This window comes from Streptomyces sp. NPDC055013 (assembly GCF_053608645.1).
This window is the reverse complement of record NZ_JBSGVW010000033.1, coordinates 52436-69001: the sequence shown is the minus strand read 5'-3', so window position 1 is coordinate 69001 and position 16566 is coordinate 52436. Positions and strand designations below refer to the sequence as shown.

Annotated in this window: 17 protein-coding genes; 8 read left to right on the top strand and 9 right to left on the bottom strand. The window is 71.5% G+C overall.

Features of this window, described 5'->3' with window-relative positions; translation table 11 throughout:
- Positions 1–218 precede the first annotated feature (218 nt).
- Positions 219–704 carry a Rieske (2Fe-2S) protein gene (locus ACWGDB_RS32140; protein ID WP_453825658.1) on the top strand — a complete coding sequence of 162 codons (486 nt, stop codon included), beginning with the start codon at positions 219–221 and terminating at the stop codon, positions 702–704.
- Here ACWGDB_RS32140 and ACWGDB_RS32135 read toward each other — a convergent pair.
- Positions 691–1341: a cysteine hydrolase gene (locus tag ACWGDB_RS32135; RefSeq protein WP_453825657.1), complete on the bottom strand. Its 651-nt coding sequence runs from the start codon at positions 1339–1341 to the stop codon at positions 691–693. The genes ACWGDB_RS32140 and ACWGDB_RS32135 overlap by 14 nt on opposite strands.
- Before the next feature lie 140 nt (positions 1342–1481).
- Here ACWGDB_RS32135 and ACWGDB_RS32130 point away from each other — a divergent pair, with 140 nt between their 5' ends.
- Positions 1482–1943, top strand: a complete 462-nt coding sequence (locus tag ACWGDB_RS32130; RefSeq protein ID WP_453825656.1) for a pyridoxamine 5'-phosphate oxidase family protein — start codon at positions 1482–1484, stop codon at positions 1941–1943.
- Positions 1944–1954: 11 nt separating this feature from the next.
- On the opposite strand, the gene ACWGDB_RS32125 is transcribed toward ACWGDB_RS32130, so the two are convergent.
- The gene (locus tag ACWGDB_RS32125; protein WP_453825655.1) at positions 1955–2863 is read right to left on the bottom strand and encodes a LysR family transcriptional regulator; all 909 of its coding nucleotides are present in this window, start codon (positions 2861–2863) and stop codon (positions 1955–1957) included.
- Between the two features lie 38 nt (positions 2864–2901).
- Between ACWGDB_RS32125 and ACWGDB_RS32120 the strand changes: the two genes are divergently transcribed.
- Entirely contained in the window at positions 2902–3942 is a 1041-nt protein-coding gene (locus ACWGDB_RS32120; protein ID WP_453825654.1) for a DMT family transporter, read from the top strand.
- A 25-nt stretch (positions 3943–3967) separates the two neighbouring features.
- On the opposite strand, the gene ACWGDB_RS32115 is transcribed toward ACWGDB_RS32120, so the two are convergent.
- Complete coding sequence (locus tag ACWGDB_RS32115) at positions 3968–5299, bottom strand: aminotransferase class I/II-fold pyridoxal phosphate-dependent enzyme (RefSeq protein WP_453825653.1); 1332 nt, start codon at positions 5297–5299, stop codon at positions 3968–3970.
- Between the two features lie 59 nt (positions 5300–5358).
- Between ACWGDB_RS32115 and ACWGDB_RS32110 the strand changes: the two genes are divergently transcribed.
- Both ACWGDB_RS32110 and ACWGDB_RS32105 read left to right on the top strand, forming a co-directional pair.
- Positions 5359–6042 carry a pyridoxamine 5'-phosphate oxidase family protein gene (locus tag ACWGDB_RS32110; protein WP_453825652.1) on the top strand — a complete coding sequence of 228 codons (684 nt, stop codon included), beginning with the start codon at positions 5359–5361 and terminating at the stop codon, positions 6040–6042.
- Positions 6042–6674: an FMN-binding negative transcriptional regulator gene (locus ACWGDB_RS32105; protein WP_453825651.1), complete on the top strand. Its 633-nt coding sequence runs from the start codon at positions 6042–6044 to the stop codon at positions 6672–6674. The genes ACWGDB_RS32110 and ACWGDB_RS32105 overlap by 1 nt, the downstream gene beginning before the upstream one ends.
- 71 nt (positions 6675–6745) lie before the next feature.
- Here the strand turns inward: ACWGDB_RS32105 and ACWGDB_RS32100 are convergent, their stop codons facing one another.
- From ACWGDB_RS32100 to ACWGDB_RS32090, 3 genes are all read right to left on the bottom strand, one after another.
- The gene (locus ACWGDB_RS32100; RefSeq protein ID WP_453825650.1) at positions 6746–7702 is read right to left on the bottom strand and encodes a DMT family transporter; all 957 of its coding nucleotides are present in this window, start codon (positions 7700–7702) and stop codon (positions 6746–6748) included.
- Positions 7703–7878: 176 nt separating this feature from the next.
- The gene (locus ACWGDB_RS32095) at positions 7879–8871 is read right to left on the bottom strand and encodes an EamA family transporter (RefSeq protein WP_453825649.1); all 993 of its coding nucleotides are present in this window, start codon (positions 8869–8871) and stop codon (positions 7879–7881) included.
- Between the two features lie 111 nt (positions 8872–8982).
- Entirely contained in the window at positions 8983–9543 is a 561-nt protein-coding gene (locus tag ACWGDB_RS32090; RefSeq protein WP_453825648.1) for a Clp protease N-terminal domain-containing protein, read from the bottom strand.
- Between the two features lie 269 nt (positions 9544–9812).
- On the opposite strand from ACWGDB_RS32090, the gene ACWGDB_RS32085 reads away from it, so the two are divergent.
- On the top strand, positions 9813–10244 hold the full coding sequence (locus ACWGDB_RS32085; RefSeq protein WP_453825647.1) for a type II toxin-antitoxin system Rv0910 family toxin: 432 nt from the start codon (positions 9813–9815) through the stop codon (positions 10242–10244).
- Between the two features lie 106 nt (positions 10245–10350).
- On the opposite strand, the gene ACWGDB_RS32080 is transcribed toward ACWGDB_RS32085, so the two are convergent.
- Complete coding sequence (locus ACWGDB_RS32080; protein ID WP_453825646.1) at positions 10351–10977, bottom strand: PadR family transcriptional regulator; 627 nt, start codon at positions 10975–10977, stop codon at positions 10351–10353.
- A gap of 209 nt (positions 10978–11186) precedes the next feature.
- Here ACWGDB_RS32080 and ACWGDB_RS32075 point away from each other — a divergent pair, with 209 nt between their 5' ends.
- Entirely contained in the window at positions 11187–11996 is an 810-nt protein-coding gene (locus tag ACWGDB_RS32075) for a PhzF family phenazine biosynthesis protein (protein WP_453825645.1), read from the top strand.
- A gap of 109 nt (positions 11997–12105) precedes the next feature.
- Here the strand turns inward: ACWGDB_RS32075 and ACWGDB_RS32070 are convergent, their stop codons facing one another.
- A complete protein-coding gene (locus ACWGDB_RS32070; protein ID WP_453825644.1) occupies positions 12106–12906 on the bottom strand; it encodes a CPBP family intramembrane glutamic endopeptidase in 801 nt (266 codons plus the stop codon).
- Positions 12907–13100: 194 nt separating this feature from the next.
- Between ACWGDB_RS32070 and ACWGDB_RS32065 the strand changes: the two genes are divergently transcribed.
- Positions 13101–14894, top strand: coding sequence for a substrate-binding and VWA domain-containing protein (locus ACWGDB_RS32065; RefSeq protein ID WP_453825643.1), 1794 nt, complete (start codon positions 13101–13103; stop codon positions 14892–14894).
- 41 nt (positions 14895–14935) lie between these two features.
- Here the strand turns inward: ACWGDB_RS32065 and ACWGDB_RS32060 are convergent, their stop codons facing one another.
- Positions 14936–16453 (bottom strand): glutamate--cysteine ligase, encoded by a 1518-nt coding sequence (locus ACWGDB_RS32060; protein ID WP_453825642.1) that lies wholly within the window; start codon positions 16451–16453, stop codon positions 14936–14938.
- Between the last annotated feature and the right edge of the window lie 113 nt (positions 16454–16566).

The window sequence follows — 16566 nt, the reverse complement described above, 5'->3', positions numbered from 1 at the left end:
CCCCAGGTTACTGGCGCGAGGACGGCGTCCGGGGGCGGCCCGGGGGTGTGGTGCGCCGCGGCGTCGACAGCAAACCGACAGCCCCCGACAGGGAACCGACAGCTCCGCTTTACCCACGTTCAGTCGGGACCGGGTCAGGATTTCGACAGCGTCTGAACAGCCGGTCCGAATGGACCGTACCTCTCGGCAGATCACGAATGACCGGAAGGAACGTCAGCATGACCAGCGAATCAGTTCAGCCCGCGTCGGGTCCGAGCCGCCGTACCGTCGTGGCGGCGGTCGGCGCGGCAGGGCTCGCCGTTGCGCTGACCGCGTGCGGATCGGACGACGACGCGTCCGGCTCGTCCACCGAACAGGGCGCCGGCGCCGGCGCGACCACCGAGGCGGGCGGCACGTCCGGCGGGGCCGGCGCGGGCGGTGCGGCGCTCGCGAAGACCGCCGACATCCCGGAGGGCGGTGGCAAGGTCTTCGGCGACGAGAAGGTCGTGGTCTCGCAGCCCGCGGCGGGCGACTACAAGGCCTTCTCCACGATCTGCACCCACCAGAACTGCCCGATGACGGACCTCAAGGAGGACACCCTCTCCTGTGCCTGTCACGGCAGCCAGTTCTCCGTTCTCGACGGCAGCGTGAAGAAGGGCCCCGCGACCCAGCCGCTGGCCGCCAAACAGATCAGCGTGTCGGGAGACTCGATCACGCTCGCCTGACCCGGGACGGACGCTTGAGGCCGCCCAGCACCTCGTCCGTGGTCGCGACCGTGGCGACCAATGCGAGGGTGTGGCGGATCATCGCCGCGGTGTAGTCGGAGGGCACCCCGGCGACGGCGTCCCGGGGCACGATCACGACGTACCCCCGGTTCACCGCGTCGAAGACGGTGTTGGGGATCGCGACGTTGGCCGAGACACCGGTGACGACGAGCGTGCGGCAGCCGAGGTTGCGCAGCAGTGCGTCGACGTCGGTGCCCTGGATCGGAGACAGGCCGTGCAGGCGTCGTACGACGAGGTCCTCCTCGGTGACCTCGATCGGCGCCGCCACACGGACTGCCGTCGTTCCGGAGAGCTGCTGGACGGGGAGCCGCTCGGCGGCGCGGAAGAGGCGGGCGTTGTGGTTGGCACCGCGGCCGTCGGGGCGGCGTTCGGCGATCGCGTGGATCACCTGGACGCCGCTCTCGCGGGCGGCGGCGACGAGCCGGGCGACGTTGCCGAGGGCGCCCGAGGAGCGGGCCTCCTCGGCGAGTTCGGGCAGCGCACTGTCCGGTCCGACGACGCCCTGCTGGCATTCGACGGTGAGCAGGACGGTGGTCGCGGGGTCGAGGAGTTCACTGAGCTCTGCGGGCGACGGCATGGTTCCCCCTGTGACCGACGGCGTGGGCGGGCGAGCGTAGCCACCATTGCTTGTGGACGGAAGACGACTCATCCTTTTCTGACGTGATGTCAGAGGATCTCTCCTCTGGCACGACGTGAGAGAAGAGAAGAGGGGGCCGCATGACCGTCACTCAACGCCGGGGCCGGAAGATCATGATGACGCCCGGTGAGCTGGACGAGTTCCTCGCCACGCAGCGCACCTGCCGGGTCGCCACGGTGTCCGCCGACGGCTTCCCGCACGTCAGCGCGCTGTGGTTCGCCTGGGACGGCAACTCGCTGTGGCTGTACTCGGTGGTCCGCAGCAAGCGGTGGACCGAGCTGCGCCGCGATCCGCGGGTCGCCGTCGTGATCGACACGGGTGAGGAGTACGAGCAGCTGCGCGGGGTGGAGCTGTCCGGCACCGTCGAGTTCGTGGGCGAGATCCCGCGCGTCGGCGAGCTGCGCGCCGAACTCGACGTCCCCGAGACGCTGTTCGCGCGCAAGAACTTCGGTCTCGACGAGATGCCGCACGACGGCAGGCACGCCTGGATGCGGCTGACGCCTCAGAAGATCGTGTCCTGGGACTTCCGGAAACTGGGGTAGCGCCAGGGACCTCAGTCTCCGGCGATCTTCTCGGCCGCCGCTTGCAGGGCCTCCACCGCCGCCCGGATCGACGGGCGGCGGTCCGCGTCCGCGCGCCACACCGCGTACACGTACCGGTGGACCCGATGGCGCAAGGGCACGGCCCGCACCCCGGTCGGCATCGGGTCACGACCCAGCCGGGGCGCGACGCAGACGCCCAACCCGGCCGAGACCAGGGCGAGTTGGGTGTGATGCTCCTCCGCGCGATGGGCGATACGGGGCTCGATGCCCTTGGTGCGCAGCGTGTAGACCAACCACTCGTGACAGAACTCGCCCTCGGGCCAGGCGACCCACTCGTCGTCCGCGAAGTCCTCCAGGTCGACCTCTCGCCGGTCGGCGAGCGGATGCCCCTCGGGCATGGCGATCTCCACGCGGTCGTCGAGGATCGCGGCCTTGGCGAGCCCCTCCGGCATGGGCAGCGGCTTGTTGTACCAGTCGAGGACGACGGCCACGTCCGCGTCCCCCCGGATCACCGCGGCGACTCCGTCCTCGGGCTCCAGCTCCCTGGACCGCAGGCGCAGCGCCGGATGGCCGGCCCGCAGCGTGGTCAGCGCGGCGGGGAACAGGCCCCGCAGTGCGGTGGGGAACGCGACCAGCCGCAGCTCACCGACCACCTGGCCGCGCTGGGCCTCCAGATCGGACTGGGCGAGCTCGACCTGCGACAGAATGCGGGCCGCGTGCTCGGCGAGCAGCCGCCCCGCGTCCGTGAGTCGCACACCCCGGCCGTTCTTGGCGAGGAGCTGCTGGCCGATCTCCCGCTCCAGCTTGGACATCTGCTGCGATACGGCCGACGTCGTGATGTGCAGGCCCTCGGCGGCACCGCTGACCGAGCCGTGCCGGGCGAGGGCGTCGAGGGTGCGCAGGCGCTCCAGGTTCAACATGTAAGCAATGCTACGAGATACCCCACCGAAAAACTCGATTGTGCTACGAGATTGTGAGGCGGATCGTTGCTGCCATGAGCATCGCCTCCTCCACCGGCTCGGCCTCCACCGACCCCATCTCCACCAGCCCCGCTTCCACTGACTCCGTCTCGACAGGCCCCGCCTCCCCCGGCTCCCGCGAGCCGGGGGAGGCATCGCCGCGCCCCCGCCTCGACTGGCGGCTGCGCTTCGCCGCGCTGTCCCTGGTCTGGGGCTTCAGCTTCCTGCTCATCAAGGTGGGCACCGACGGCTATGCCCCCTTCCAGGTCACGCTGGGGCGACTGGTGTTCGGCACGGCGGTGCTCGCGGTCGCGATGGCGGTGAAGCGGGAGCGGTTGCCGCGGGGGGTACGGACCTGGGGGCATCTGGCGGTCGCCGCGTTCCTGCTCAACGCGTTGCCGTTCTCCCTGTTCGCGTACTCCGAGCTGACGATCCCGTCCACACTCGCGGGTATCTGCAACGCGACCTCGCCGCTGTGGGGGATGGCCCTGTCCCTGGTCGCCCTCTCGGAGGACCGGCCGACTCGGGTCAGGGTCGCCGGGCTCGGCGTCGGCTTCCTGGGCGTCCTGACCGTGCTCGGGGCGTGGCAGGGCTTTCACGGGCTGGATGCCACGGGGACGGCGATGGCCCTGCTGGCCTCCTTGAGCTACCCGATCGGCTGGATATACATCCGGCGTACGCTGGCCGGCTCGCGCGAGTCCCATCTGTCGCTCACCGGTGCGCAGTTGCTGCTGGCCGCAGTGCAACTTGCCGTTGTGACACCGGTGTTCACCTCAGTGCCGACCAGCTTTCCGATGCTGCCCCTGCTCGCGATCGTGGCGCTGGGGGCACTCGGGACGGGGCTCGCGGTTCTGATTCAGTACGGGCTCGTCGCGGAGGTCGGGCCGACCACGGCTCAGATGGTGACGTACTTCATTCCTGTCATCGCCACGGTGGCCGGTGTTGCCGTGCTCGGCGAGTCGTTGACCTGGACCACACCGGTCGGGGCGGTGATCGTTCTTGTGGGGGCGGCCCTCACTCAGGTGAAGCGGGGCACCTGAAGGAGATCGGCCGGGCCCGGCCCTGTCATGCGTAGCCCCTCGCCGGCGTCGACGCCACCGCCGTCGCCACCGCGTCCGCCAGCGGGGTGACCTCGTCCGGGGCGAGCGTCGCGACCGTGATGCGGATTCCGGGTGGAGCACTCATACGGAATCGTGCGCCCGGCGCCACCGCCCAGCCGGCGTGCAGCAGTCGGGCCACCGCACCCGTCTCGTCGGGAACCGGGACCCATACGTTCAGGCCGCTGCGGCCGTGCGCCGTGATCCCCCGCTCCGCCAGCGCGGCGATCAGTGCGTCGCGCCGGGCGGCGTACGCCGCTGCCACCCTCTTGGGGTCGACGGCGCCCTCGGCCCACAGCCGCACCAGGGCCCGCTGGCCGAGGCGGCTCACCCAGCCGGGTCCGAGGCGCTGGCGGCCGTGCACCCGGTCGACGGTGACGGGGTCGCCGGTGAAGACGGCGAGCCGCAGGTCGGGGCCGTAGGCCTTGGCGGCCGAGCGGACGAAGGCCCAGCTGCGGGTGGTGCCGGCGAGGGCGTGCAGGGGCAGGTCGACGATGCCGTGCCCGTGGTCGTCCTCGATGAGCAGGACGTCCGGGTGGTCCGTCAGCACGGAGCGCAGGGCACGCGCGCGTCCGGCGGTCACGACCGCGCCCGTCGGGTTCTGCGCCCGGTCGGTGACGATCAGGGCGCGCGCTCCCGCCTCCAAGGCCCGGCGCACGTCGTCAGGCAGCGGGCCCTCGTCGTCCACGCCGACCGGAGCCGTCCGCAGTCCGACGGCCGGGGCGAGGTCGAGCAGGCTGCCCCAACCGGGGTCCTCGACGGCGACGGTGTCGCCGGGCTTGAGATGGGCCGCGAGGACCCGTTCGATCACGTCGAGCGAGCCGGAGGCGACGGCGATCGGCCCGTCCGGGACGCAGTCTGCGTCGAATGCCGCCCGCGCACTGCGCGCCAGCTCCGGTTCCACGGCCGCGTCCCCGTACATGACGGGCTCCCGGTCGTTGTGTTCGGCGGCCGCGGCGAACGCCTCGGCCAGGAGCGGCAGCAGTGCGGGGTCCGGGTTGCCTCCGGCCACGTTCCGTACGCCCTCCGGCACGTCCACCCGGATGAACTCGCGTCCGGTTGTGACCGGCTTGGGCCGCACCCGGCTGCCCCGGCGCCCGGCCGTCTCGATGACCCCGCGCTCCCGCAGGATCCGGTAGGCGGCCGCGACGGTATTGGGATTGACGCCCAGCTCCACCGCCAACTCCCGCATGGGTGGCAGGACTTGCCCCGGCTCCAGGTCACCGGCACCCACCGCACGCTCGACGCTCGACGCAATGTCAGCTGCGCGACGTCCCTCGATCCGATATCCTCCTAGCACAAAGCAAATTATGCACTAGTGCAATAGAGATCGCAAGACGCATCGCAAGGGAGACCGACATGCAGGGGACCACACAGCCGACGCAGCAGCCCGCCGCCTATCCGGCGACCGACCGCACGGTCCCCACCCGCTCCCCGGACCGGGCCTCGTACGACAAGGAGCTCGTGCACGCGATACTCGACGAGGCCTACGTCTGCCACCTCGGCTTCGTCCGCGACGGCGCCCCGGTCGTGCTGCCCACGCTGTTCGCCCGGGTCGGCGAGACGCTCTACGTCCATGGCTCGACGGGTTCGCGCCCGCTGCGGATGACCGGCCGGGCCGACCCGGGCCTGCCGGTGTGCCTGACGGTCACGCATGTCGACGCGCTGATCCTGGCCCGCTCGGCCTTCCACCACTCGATCAACTACCGGTCCGTCGTGGTGCACGGCACCGCCTACGACGTGACGGACCCGCAGGAGAAGCGGACCGCCCTCGACGCGCTCGTCGACCACGTCGTGGCCGGCCGGTCCCAAGACTCCCGGCCCGCCAACAAGAAGGAACTGGCCGCCACCGCCGTCATCCGCCTCGACCTCGGCGAGGTCTCCGCCAAGCTCCGCACCGGCGGCGTGAACGACGAGCCCGAGGACCTCACCCTCCCCCACTGGGCCGGCGTCGTCCCCCTGCGCAAGGGCTACGACGCGCCCGTCGGCGACCCCGACCTGGCTCCCGGCACCGAACTCCCCGACTACCTCAGGGCGCCGTGATGCTGATACACCCTTGGGACGCGCCCCGCGACGACACCGAGTGGCAGCGGTGGCTGGCCGTCCACGACTTCGGGCACCTCGTCGTCAACGGCTCGGACGGCGAGCCGCCGTTCGCCCAGCCACTGCACTTCGCGTACGACGCCGGGCGCGGCGAGGTCGTCACCCATCTGGCCCGCCCCAACCCGATGTGGCCCGCGCTGCTGGCGCATCCCGAGGTCGTGCTGAGCGTGGTGGACGACTACGCGTACGTGCCCGGGCCGTGGCAGGCGGCACCGGACGCGCCGCCCGAGCACGGCGAACCGACCAGCTTCTACGCGGCGGTCCAGCTCCGCTGCCGGGCCCATGTCGTGGACGACCCGGCCGAGAAGGCCGAGCTGCTCAACCGCCAGGTCGGCCACTTCCAGCCGGAGGGAGGCTCGGCGGAGGTGGCGGTCGGTGAGGCGCCGTTCGGCAGGCTGTTGTCCGGCGTCCGCGGGCTGCGGCTCGAAGTCACCAGTGTCCGCGCGAAGTTCAAGTACGCGGGTCGGCGCACGGCGCAGGTGCAGGACCGGATCGCCGCGAAACTGACGGAACGGGCCGGTCCGGGTGACGCGGCGGCTCGCGAGCACATGCTGCGTCGCCGCCCGGCCTGAGAGAACGGACGCTCAACGACCCTCCGCTCGCCCGAGGGGCCCCGCACCGGGCGGTGCGGGGCCCCTTGCGCTCACGCCGGCAGCCGCCGCGCGCCCCGCGCCTCCGCCACCGCCAGCCCTGTGACGGAGCCGAGCATCAGCAGGGTGCCGGTGAGGGTCGGTGCCGTCAGGTGTTCGCCGAGCAGGAGGACGGCGAGCACCGCCGCGCTGACCGGCTCCAGCAGCATGATCACGGACACGGTGGCCGACCGGACGGCGGCGGCGCCCGCGAAGTAGAGGGCGTACGCGAGGGCGGTGGGGACGGCCGCGATGTACGCGAGCAGCCAGCCCAGCTGCACGGGTTCGGCCGTGTGCGGTACGAGTCCCTCGGCGAGGGCGAACGGCAGCAGGCACAGGCTGGTGACCGCGAAGGACCGCACGGACGTGCTGGCGGCGTCCGCTCCGCCGTCGCGGCCCCACTTCCGTGTCAGCAGGGTCATCACGGAGTAGCCGGCCGCGGACACGAGCGCGAGCAGCACGCCCCACGGCCGTACGGTCGCCCCCTCGCCGCCCAGGGCCAGCACCGCGAGCCCGATGAGCGCACCGGCCACGGCCGCCACGCCGCCACGGCCGAGCCGCTCCCCCAGCGTCAGCCGGGCGCCGAGCGCGATGAACACGGGGCCGGCGCCGAGGGTGACGACCGTACCCACCGCGAGTCCGGTGACGTCGACGGCGGCGAAGTACGCCGTCTGGAACACGGCGAGCCCGATGCCCGTGGCCCCGGCACGCAGCGCCTTGCGGCCGAGGGGCTCGGGTGCGACGGACTGCGCCTGCGCCTGCACACGCACGCGCGGCCGCAGGAGACGGACGGCCAGCAGCAGCACGAAACCGATCGCGCAGCGCCAGAAGGAGAGGGCGACCGGTCCCATGTCACTGGCGCGGTAGACCAGGGAGGCGGCGGCGCCCGCGGTGCCCCAGGCGGCACCGGCGACGATCAGACAGAGAAGGCCACGCCCGATGGGCAGGCCGGAGACAGCGGTGTTCGACACGAGTTTCTCCGCAGACATGCAGAAGGCTGGAAGGAGCCCGGCTCAGCGGGATCCGTGGACTTCGTCTGCGGGCAGCACCGTTCCGCCCGGCGTGATGCCGGGCAGGCGTTCCGGAGGGCCCGCCTCAGGCGGCCGGAGGCGGAAGAACGAGTGCCGTGGAGTGCATGATCGGCACCCTATGCGGCCGGCTCGCGGGCCGACAAATCCCTTTCCGGACCGCCGCTCGCCACCGGCTCCGGGGAACCCTTCGTGGGCGCCGACGACTGCGCGATGAACGCACCGGCCAGGACAACCGCTCCACCGATGATCTGCGGCGCGGAGAGGTGCTCGCCGAGCAGGAACCAGGCCAGGACGGTCGCGATGACCGCTTCGAGGCACGCGACGACGCCGGCGACCTGCGGTGAGAGCCGGCGTACGGAGACAACTCCGGTGACGTAAGCGACGACGGTGGCGACCAGGACGATCCAGGACAGCAGCAGGACGGCCGCGACCGGGGTGCCGTCCATGTGCGCGGTGCCGCCGAGCACGGACCAGTCCATCGTCCAGGGGCGGGCGACCACGGTGAGCACGCCGGCGCCGATGAGGAGGCCGTAGGCGATCACGCCGAGCGGGTCGGGGGCGTCGTCGCCGGAGTCGCTGCCCTGGTCGGACAGGACGAAGTAGCCGACCTGGCAGCAGGCTGCGCCGAGAGCGAGGAGCAGTCCGAGCGCGTCGAAGCTCAGCCCGGACCAGATCTCGACGACACAGGCGAGTCCGCCGACCGCGAGGACGACCCCGACGGCGGCGGCGGGCGTGACCGGCCGCCGCTGCACGAACCGCACCCAGCCGAGGACGAGCGCGGGGGCGAGGTACTCGACGAGCAGCGCGACCCCGACCGGGATACGGGAAATCGAGGCGAAGTAGAAGGCCTGCACACCGGCCACGCCGAGCAGTCCGAACCCTGCGAGCAGGGCGGGGCGGCGGCGCAACAGCGCGCGGTGGCGCACGGCGAGCGGCAGCATCACGAGGGCCGCGCCGGCGACCCGTAGCCACACGACGTGCAGCGGGTCGAGCCCCGCCTCGATCAGGGGCTTGGCTGCGACACCGGACCCTCCGAAGGCGACCGCGGAACCGAGCGCCAGCCCGAGCCCGACGCCCTTGCCGCGGCCGGCCTGACTGTTTTCAGACATACGCACCGGCACATGATGACAGGGGATGACATGAGCGTCACCCCCAATGACACCTGTCTCAGCGAGTGGACGGCGGCGCCGCCTCGCGAGGAAGCCAGGGGGCGCGTGGTTCTAGCGGGTGGTTTCGGAGCCGCCGACGTATTCGTCCCGGTGTTCGTCGATGCGGGCGCGCAGGGCGTTCGCGTCGATTCCGGCGCGGGCGAGCACCTCGACGGCGCGGGCCTGCGGGTCCACGACGATCGCCGCGAGGAGGTCGATGCCGCGGGCCTGTGTGTCGCCGCGCGAGGCAGCACGTCGGCAGGCGTACTCCATCGCGCTCGCGACCAGCGGGGAGAACCCCTCACCCTCCACGACGACGGGTACGCGTCCGGAGTCCTCGACGCTGCCCTGCCAGCGCAGGCCGTAGCCGATGGTGCGCTGGACGAGGTAGCCGAGGAGGCGGGCGATCTGGGGTCCTTCGCCGAATACGGCGTACACATCCCGGTCGTGCTCGAGGAGCGAGTGCAGCAGATGGGCCGTGTCGATCTGCCGGTCCCCGTCCCTGACCGCCCGGCGGCGGGCGCCGGAGATCACCGCTGCCAGCTGCTCGCTGAGCCTGGCATCGTCCGCCGCGGCGTCCGGGCGCCGGCAGTTCTGCTCCTGGGCCGACTGCCGGGGGATACGGGGTTGCACATCCCCTACCTCATCAACCACTTCGAGCCGGGTCATCCCCGAGGGGAAGCATTTGCGCGTCCCACAGAGAGTGGACTCGTGCGGCTGGAATCTCCTCCTTACGGATGAGATCAGGCCGAACCACCCTGATGGGCGCGCGCCGCCTTGCCGTGCGCCTCGGTCGGCCTGTCCGGCGTCTCCACATTTTCTGACGGTTCATCAGTATTGAATGTTCCACGCCCCACAGCTACGTTCCGCGACACCGTAGCCCGAGACGAAGGGGTGGTCGCATGGCCGAAGTCAGCGCGGAGGCACGCATCGAGGCACCGGCCGAGAAGGTCTGGGCGCAGCTGACGGACTGGTCGTCATGGAGCCGGTGGAACGCCACCCACACCAGCTTCCCGGGCGGCGGCCCCGCGGCCCTCGAAGTGGGCGGGACCTTCCAGGAGAACATGAAGCTGATGGGGTTCCCGGCCGAGGTCGAGTGGACCATCGAGGAACTGGAGCCGGCGCGAGTGCTCGCCATTCGCGGCAAGGGTCCGATGGCGGTGACCGTGGCCACGCGCTACACACTGACCCCGGACGGCGACAGCGCCACGGCCGTGCGCATCGACGGGGAGTTCACGGGCGCGGCGGTGTCGTTGATGGCGGGCAAGCTCAAGGATTCGGCGACGGCGGCCCTGAACGAGTCGCTGCGGAAGCTGGCGGGACTGGTGACCTGAAGACCCTCGCCGCGCACACGAAGGTGCCCCGCGGAGCACTCCACGGGGCACCTTCACCGACGACGGGGAGGCCGTACGTCCGTCGCCGCACGCCGGCCGCAGTACGTCAGTCCTCGTCGGCGAGGATCAGGTACAGCCGCTTGCGGGCGTCGTTGATGACGGTCAGTGCCTTCTCGCGCTGCTCCTTGCTGCCCGTCTTCCAGACCTGGCCGAAGGCCTCCATCAGGCCGAAACCGGCCTGGCGGATCTCGCCGAGGGCCTCCCAGTCGACACCGCGGGAGGCTTCCTCCCAGGGCGCCTCGGGCCCGGCCTCGGCCGCCTCGCGGCCCGCCTCCGTGAGCGCGAACAGCTTCTTGCCGCCCTCACTCTCGCTGACGATCAGGCCCTCGTCCTCCAGCAACTGGAGGGTGGGGTACACCGAGCCGGGACTGGGCTTCCACGCCCCGCCGCTGCGCTCGGCGATCTCCTGGATCATCTCGTAGCCGTGCATGGGGCGGTCCTTCAGCAGGGCGAGGATGGACGCGCGCACGTCGCCGCGCCGCGCCCTCCCTCGAGGTCCGCCTCGACCCCCCCTCGGCCCCCAGGGGCCGGGCCCGAATCCGGGCCCACCGAAACCGGGGCCGCCAGGACCACCGGGCCCGAACGGCCCGAAGGCGCCGCGAAGCCCCTCGAAGCCACCCCGGCCGTGATGACCGTGTCCACCGTGTCCACGCTCGAATCCATGGGAACGCATCGCAATCACTCCATTCCATCGTTGATCTGTCGCGATGCTTCAACGATATATCGGAAGAGTTCGTTGAGCAAGGGTGGAGGGAGATGCGCGGGCGACGCCGGCACTGAGGGCGCCGAGGTGCAGCACATGGGGCCACACGTCCCCAAATCGGTCCAGCACCCACGAATTGGCCTTGGCCGCCCTCTCCGCACGCCCTCTACCGTCGCGGCATGCGGATTCGAATCGTCGACGCCTTCACCGACCGCCCTTTCGGCGGCAACCCGGCCGGGGTCCTCCTCCTGGACGCCTTCCCGGAGGATGCCCGGCTTCAGAACGTGGCCATGGAGGTCAATCATGCCGAGACGGCGTTCGCGCACCCGTTGGAGGAGGGCGGGGAGGCGGACTGGGCGCTGCGGTGGTTCACGCCCGTCGACGAGGTGGCGATGTGCGGGCACGCCACGCTCGCCACGGCCCACGTACTGCAGAGCACCGGCGCCCACGAGGGGCCCGTACGGTTCGCCACCCGCAGTGGCGTCCTCGTCGCCACGCCCCGCGAGGACGGCTCGATCACGCTCGACTTCCCGACGGCCCCGCTGACACCGGTCGAGGTACCGGACGGGGTCGCACAGGCCCTGGGCACCGAGCCGCTCGTCGCCTTCGACACCGGCCCGAACGTCGGCGACCTGCTCCTCGAGGTCGCCGACGAGAAGACGGTCCACTCGCTGCACCCCGACCTCAAGGCCCTGGGCGCCCACTCCGAGCGCGGCATCATCGCCACCGCCCGCGCCGAGGACCCCACCCGCGGCCACGACTACGTCTCCCGCTGCTTCTTCCCGAACCTCGGCATCGACGAGGACCCCGTCACCGGCAGCGCCCACACGGCCCTCGCGCCCTTCTGGTCCGAGCGCCTCGGACGCACGGACCTCACCGGCCTTCAGGCCTCCCGCCGCTCCGGCCACGTCCGCACGGAACTGCGCGGCGACCGCACGCTGCTGAGCGGCCGCGCGGTGACCGTGATCGACGGCGAACTGATCGCCTAGACGCGTCGGCCGGTCCGCACGGCGAGCAGACCGGCCGGGCATACGGAAGGGGGCGTACGACGGTCTCGTACGCCCCCTTCGGCACGTTCCTGGCGACCGCCGACCGGCGTCACGCCGTAGGCAGCCACCCCACCTTCCCGGCCAGGAGCGCATATCCCACGAACGCCCCTATGTCGAGCAGGGAATGGGCCACGACCAGCGGGCCCACCCGGCCCCAGCGCCGGTACAGGTAGACGAACACCACGCCCATCGCCATGTTGCCGAGGAAGCCGCCGATGCCCTGGTAGAGGTGGTACGAACCGCGCAGTACGGAACTGGCCACCAGCGAGGCCCCGGGCGTCCAGCCCAACTGGTCCAGCCGACGCAGCAGATAGCCGACGACGATGACCTCCTCGACGATCGCGTTCTGCATCGCCGAGAGGATGAGCACCGGGTACTTCCACCACACGTCGGGCAGCGCCTCGGGCACCACGGTGAGGTTGAAGCCGAGTCCGCGCGCGGCCAGGTAGAAGGCGATCCCGGTGCTGCCGATCACCGCCGCGATGCCCGCGCCACGGCCGAGGTCCGGCCAGGGGCGAGTGCGGTCGAAGCCGAGGCTGCGCAGGCTCCGCCCCTCGCGCATCAGGAAGTGCGCGACGAGCGCGACGGGGATCAGGGCGGTGGTGATCCCGAACAGCTGCCAGGCGAGATCCAGCCAGGGACGGCCCGGCGCGGCCGAGGCGTTGAGCGTGGCCGCCTGGTCCTTGAGGCCTCCCGGTTTGGTGACCGAGCCGACAAAACTGATCAGCGCGGACACACCACTCGCACCGAGCGACAGCCCCAGAACGAGCAACGTCTCATCACGGAAGATCCGCCGCGAGGGCCGCTCATGCGGAAAAGAATCGGCCACGGGGCCTGCCTCGCCCTGCACACCTGCCTCCAGTTGAGTAATCCAGCCTCATCCTCATCGCCATCCCGCTAGGGTCTCGAATGCACTTACGAAGACCGTGCGCGACAGGCCGTTGGGGGGACGGGCGCCGTACGGGGCGTACCGCCCCTTTGCCTGCCATACGGCCGGACTCCGGCACGTGGTTCAGCAGGGCAACAGGGAGGGGCACCACCGTCATGGGACGTCACAGCTTGCCCGATCAGTATGGGGCGGGCGGCAGCGACCCCCGTCGACGCGGCCTCCGTCGAGGCGCACGCCGCCGCACGGTGGTCATCGCGACCGCCCTCGTCCTGACCGTCGCCGGCGGTACGGCCGCCGCGGTCGGCGGCGGGCTGTTCTCCTTCGGCTCCTCCTGCCAGGACGACCCGGTGCGGCTGACCCTGGCCGCCTCCCCCGACCTGGCCCCGGCCCTGCAAACGGCGGCGAAGCAGGCCAGGGAGGCCGACCTCACCTCGGACGGGCGGTGTGTCGCCGTGACGGTGAGCGCTCGCGAGTCGTACGAGGTCGCGGACACACTCCTGGCGGGCGAGGACCCCGACGCCGAGGTGTGGGTGCCGGACTCGGAGCTGTGGCTCCAGCGGCTCACGGCGGACGGTGGCACGGCCGCGATCTCCACGGTGGGCCATGTCGCCTCCACGCCGGTCGGGGTGGCGATGGTGCCCGCGGCCGCCAAGTCGCTGGGGTGGCCGAGGAAGACCTACGGCTGGCTGGAACTGGCCGGTGCCCGCCTGCGCGACGACTCGCTCCGGCTCGGCGCGGCCGACCCCGCGCGCAGCGCGAGCGGACTGCTCGCCCTCACGCAGCTGAGCACGGCGGCCGGCGCGGGCGAGGGCGGGGACACGCAGGCCGCGGCGATGATGAAGGCGCTGTCGCAGCGCGTCTCCGACAGTGACGGCCAGGTGCTGGAGACCCTGCCGCGCGACTCCTCGGGCACCGAACTGGGCAACCCGAGACGCAACCAGGCGCTGGTCGTCAGCGAGCAGGCGGCGCACATGTACAACTCCGGGGCTGACGGCGGCAGCAGCCTGGACTTCTTCTATCCGAAGGACGGCTCCCCCCGCCTCGACTACCCGTACGCCCTCCTCGACCAGACAGGGCTGACGACCGACGAGAGCCGAGCCGCGATCCGGTTCATGAGCTACCTCGGCGACGCTCGACAGCGGCGGCTGCTGGAGCGGCACGGCTTCAGGACGTCCGACGACGCGGCACCGCCCGACGCGCTGGTCACCCGGGCCGGCGGCAGCAGCCCCCAGCCGTACGCGGAGCCGGCGGGCCGGCCGGCCTCGGCGGCCTCGGTCCAGGAGACGCTCGGCGTGTGGACGATCACCGTGCAGAGTGCGCGGATCACCACGGTCGTGGACGCCTCCGCGTCCATGGCCGAGCCTGTGCCGGGCACCGAGCAGTCGCGGATGGACGTCACCAAGGCGTCGCTGCTGCAGGCTCTCGCCACGTTCACGGCGGACGACGAGGTCGGCCTGTGGGACTTCGCCACCGAGCTGGACGGCGACAAGGACTACCGCGTCCTGGTGCCGACGGAGCGGCTCGGCGACGGGAACGGCGGTGGCGCGCAACGCGAAAAGCTGTCGACGGCGTTCGGCGACCTGGAGCCGGTGCCGGACGGGGCGACCGGCCTGTACGACACCACCCTCGCCGCCTACCGGGCGGCGAGCGACTCCTACGCCAGGGGCAGGTTCAACGCCCTGGTCGTCCTCACAGACGGCCGGAACGAGGACCCGGGCAGCATCGCGCGCGCCGACCTCGTCGCCCGCCTGGAACGCCTCACCAACCCCGAGCGCCCGGTTCCCCTGATCATGATCGCCGTCGGCCCCGACGCGGACCGCGAGGAGGCCGACCGCATCGCCAGGGCGACGGGAGGCTCGGGCCACGAGGTGACGGACCCGTCCCAGATCCACTCGGTGATCCTGAAGGCCATCGTGGGGGCGGCGTCACCGGGCGCCCCCAGCAGGTGAGGGGCCGACGCCCGCCAACCACACTCGTCCCGTCGGGGCCGTCACCGCAACGGCACCGGCTCCGGCAACCCGACCGGCCACGTGTGCACCGGGTCCCCGCGGTGCATCAGCTCGCGGTACCGGCGCGTCGTCGCCGCCAGGGCCGCCTCTCGGGACAGGCCGGACTCCAGGGCCCGGTGGAAGGTGGCCGCCTGCCAGGACGCGCCGTTCGTGCGCCTGCGGCAGCGCTCCTCGATGACGCCCAGGTAGAAGTCCCGGTCGGCCGGCTCGACGCCCCACGCGTCCAGTCCGGCCTCGGCGAGCGGCAGCAGTTCGTCGCGTACGAGGCTCACCGCGTCGACCTCGGTCGTCCCGCCGTAGCGCCCCCGCCGGGGCCAGCGCAGCCGCGCGTCGATGCCGTGCTTGCACGCCTCGTCGAAGTTGGCGGCCGCCGCCTCGAAGGGCAGCCGGGTCCACACCGGCCGCGACTCCTCGGCGAGGGCGCGGACGACGCCGTAGTAGAAGGCCGCGTTGGCGACGACGTCCGTGACGGTCGGCCCGGCGGGCAGCACGCGGTTCTCCACACGCAGGTGCGGCACGCCGTCGGCGATGCCGTAGACCGGCCGGTTCCAGCGGTACACGGTGCCGTTGTGCAGGACGAGTTCGGCGAGCGACGGAGTGCCGCCGGCGTTCAGGACCTCGAGGGGGTCCTCGTCGTCGCAGATCGGCAGCAGGGCCGGGAAGTACCGCAGGTTCTCCTCGAAGAGGTCGTACGCCGAGGAGATCCACCGCTCCCCGAACCAGGTGCGGGGCCGCACGCCCTGGGCCTGGAGCTCGGGCGGGCGGGTGTCGGTGGACTGCTGGAACAGCGGCGGCCGCGACTCCCGCCACAGCTCGCGCCCGAAGAGGAACGGCGAGTTGGCGCCCACGGCGACCTGTGCGGCGGCGACCGCCTGGGCCGCGTTCCAGACGTCGGCGAAGCGCCCTGGGGTGACCTGGAGGTGCAGCTGCACGGAGGTGCAGGCGGCCTCCGGGGCGATGGAGCCCGAGGTGCACGTCAGGCGCTCCACACCGTCGATGTCGAGCGTGAACTCCTCACCGCGGGCGGCCACGATCTGGTCGTTGAGCAGGGTGTAGCGGTCGACGGCGGAGAGGTTCGAGGAGACCAGGTCGTCCCGGTCCAGCGTCGGCAGAATGCCGATCATCACGATTCCCGCGTCGAGCTCACCCGCTTTTCGATCGGCATATGCCAGTGACGTACGAAGTTCTTCGGCCAGCCGGTCGAATACCCGCTCCTGAAGCCGGTGCGGGGCGATGTTGACTTCCAGATTGAACATGGCGAGCTCCGTTTGGAAATCACGGCTCGCGATCCGCTCCAGTACCTGCATGTTCAACATTTTCGGCATGCCGTCGGCGCCGGCGAGATTCAATTCGATCTCCAGCCCCATGAGGTTCTTGGGGCGGTCGAACCGCTTCTCCTCCAGCAGCCGCTCCAGGCCCGTCAGACACCGCCGCAGCTTCTCGCGGTAGTGCTGGCGATCGGACAGATCGAACCGACCTGCCACGACCTTCTCCCCCATCGACGCTTCCCTCCTCGGATGGCCGGGCTCTGAGGCCCGCTCGGCGGACCCTGGATCCGACCGCCGGTCCCGGGTCAGGTGGGATGATGCCCAGCGGAAGCGATCGATAACGT

Excerpts from the sequence above, each read along its gene's own strand:
- ACWGDB_RS32140 (WP_453825658.1), top strand. The coding sequence starts at position 219 with ATGACCAGCGAATCAGTTCAGCCCGCGTCGGGTCCGAGCCGCCGTACC.
- ACWGDB_RS32135 (WP_453825657.1), bottom strand. The coding sequence starts at position 1,341 with ATGCCGTCGCCCGCAGAGCTCAGTGAACTCCTCGACCCCGCGACCACC.
- ACWGDB_RS32130 (WP_453825656.1), top strand. The coding sequence starts at position 1,482 with ATGACCGTCACTCAACGCCGGGGCCGGAAGATCATGATGACGCCCGGT.
- ACWGDB_RS32125 (WP_453825655.1), bottom strand. The coding sequence starts at position 2,863 with ATGTTGAACCTGGAGCGCCTGCGCACCCTCGACGCCCTCGCCCGGCAC.
- ACWGDB_RS32110 (WP_453825652.1), top strand. The coding sequence starts at position 5,359 with ATGCAGGGGACCACACAGCCGACGCAGCAGCCCGCCGCCTATCCGGCG.
- ACWGDB_RS32105 (WP_453825651.1), top strand. The coding sequence starts at position 6,042 with ATGCTGATACACCCTTGGGACGCGCCCCGCGACGACACCGAGTGGCAG.
- ACWGDB_RS32095 (WP_453825649.1), bottom strand. The coding sequence starts at position 8,871 with ATGTCTGAAAACAGTCAGGCCGGCCGCGGCAAGGGCGTCGGGCTCGGG.
- ACWGDB_RS32085 (WP_453825647.1), top strand. The coding sequence starts at position 9,813 with ATGGCCGAAGTCAGCGCGGAGGCACGCATCGAGGCACCGGCCGAGAAG.
- ACWGDB_RS32080 (WP_453825646.1), bottom strand. The coding sequence starts at position 10,977 with ATGCGTTCCCATGGATTCGAGCGTGGACACGGTGGACACGGTCATCAC.
- ACWGDB_RS32075 (WP_453825645.1), top strand. The coding sequence starts at position 11,187 with ATGCGGATTCGAATCGTCGACGCCTTCACCGACCGCCCTTTCGGCGGC.
- ACWGDB_RS32065 (WP_453825643.1), top strand. The coding sequence starts at position 13,101 with ATGGGACGTCACAGCTTGCCCGATCAGTATGGGGCGGGCGGCAGCGAC.
- ACWGDB_RS32060 (WP_453825642.1), bottom strand. The coding sequence starts at position 16,453 with ATGGGGGAGAAGGTCGTGGCAGGTCGGTTCGATCTGTCCGATCGCCAG.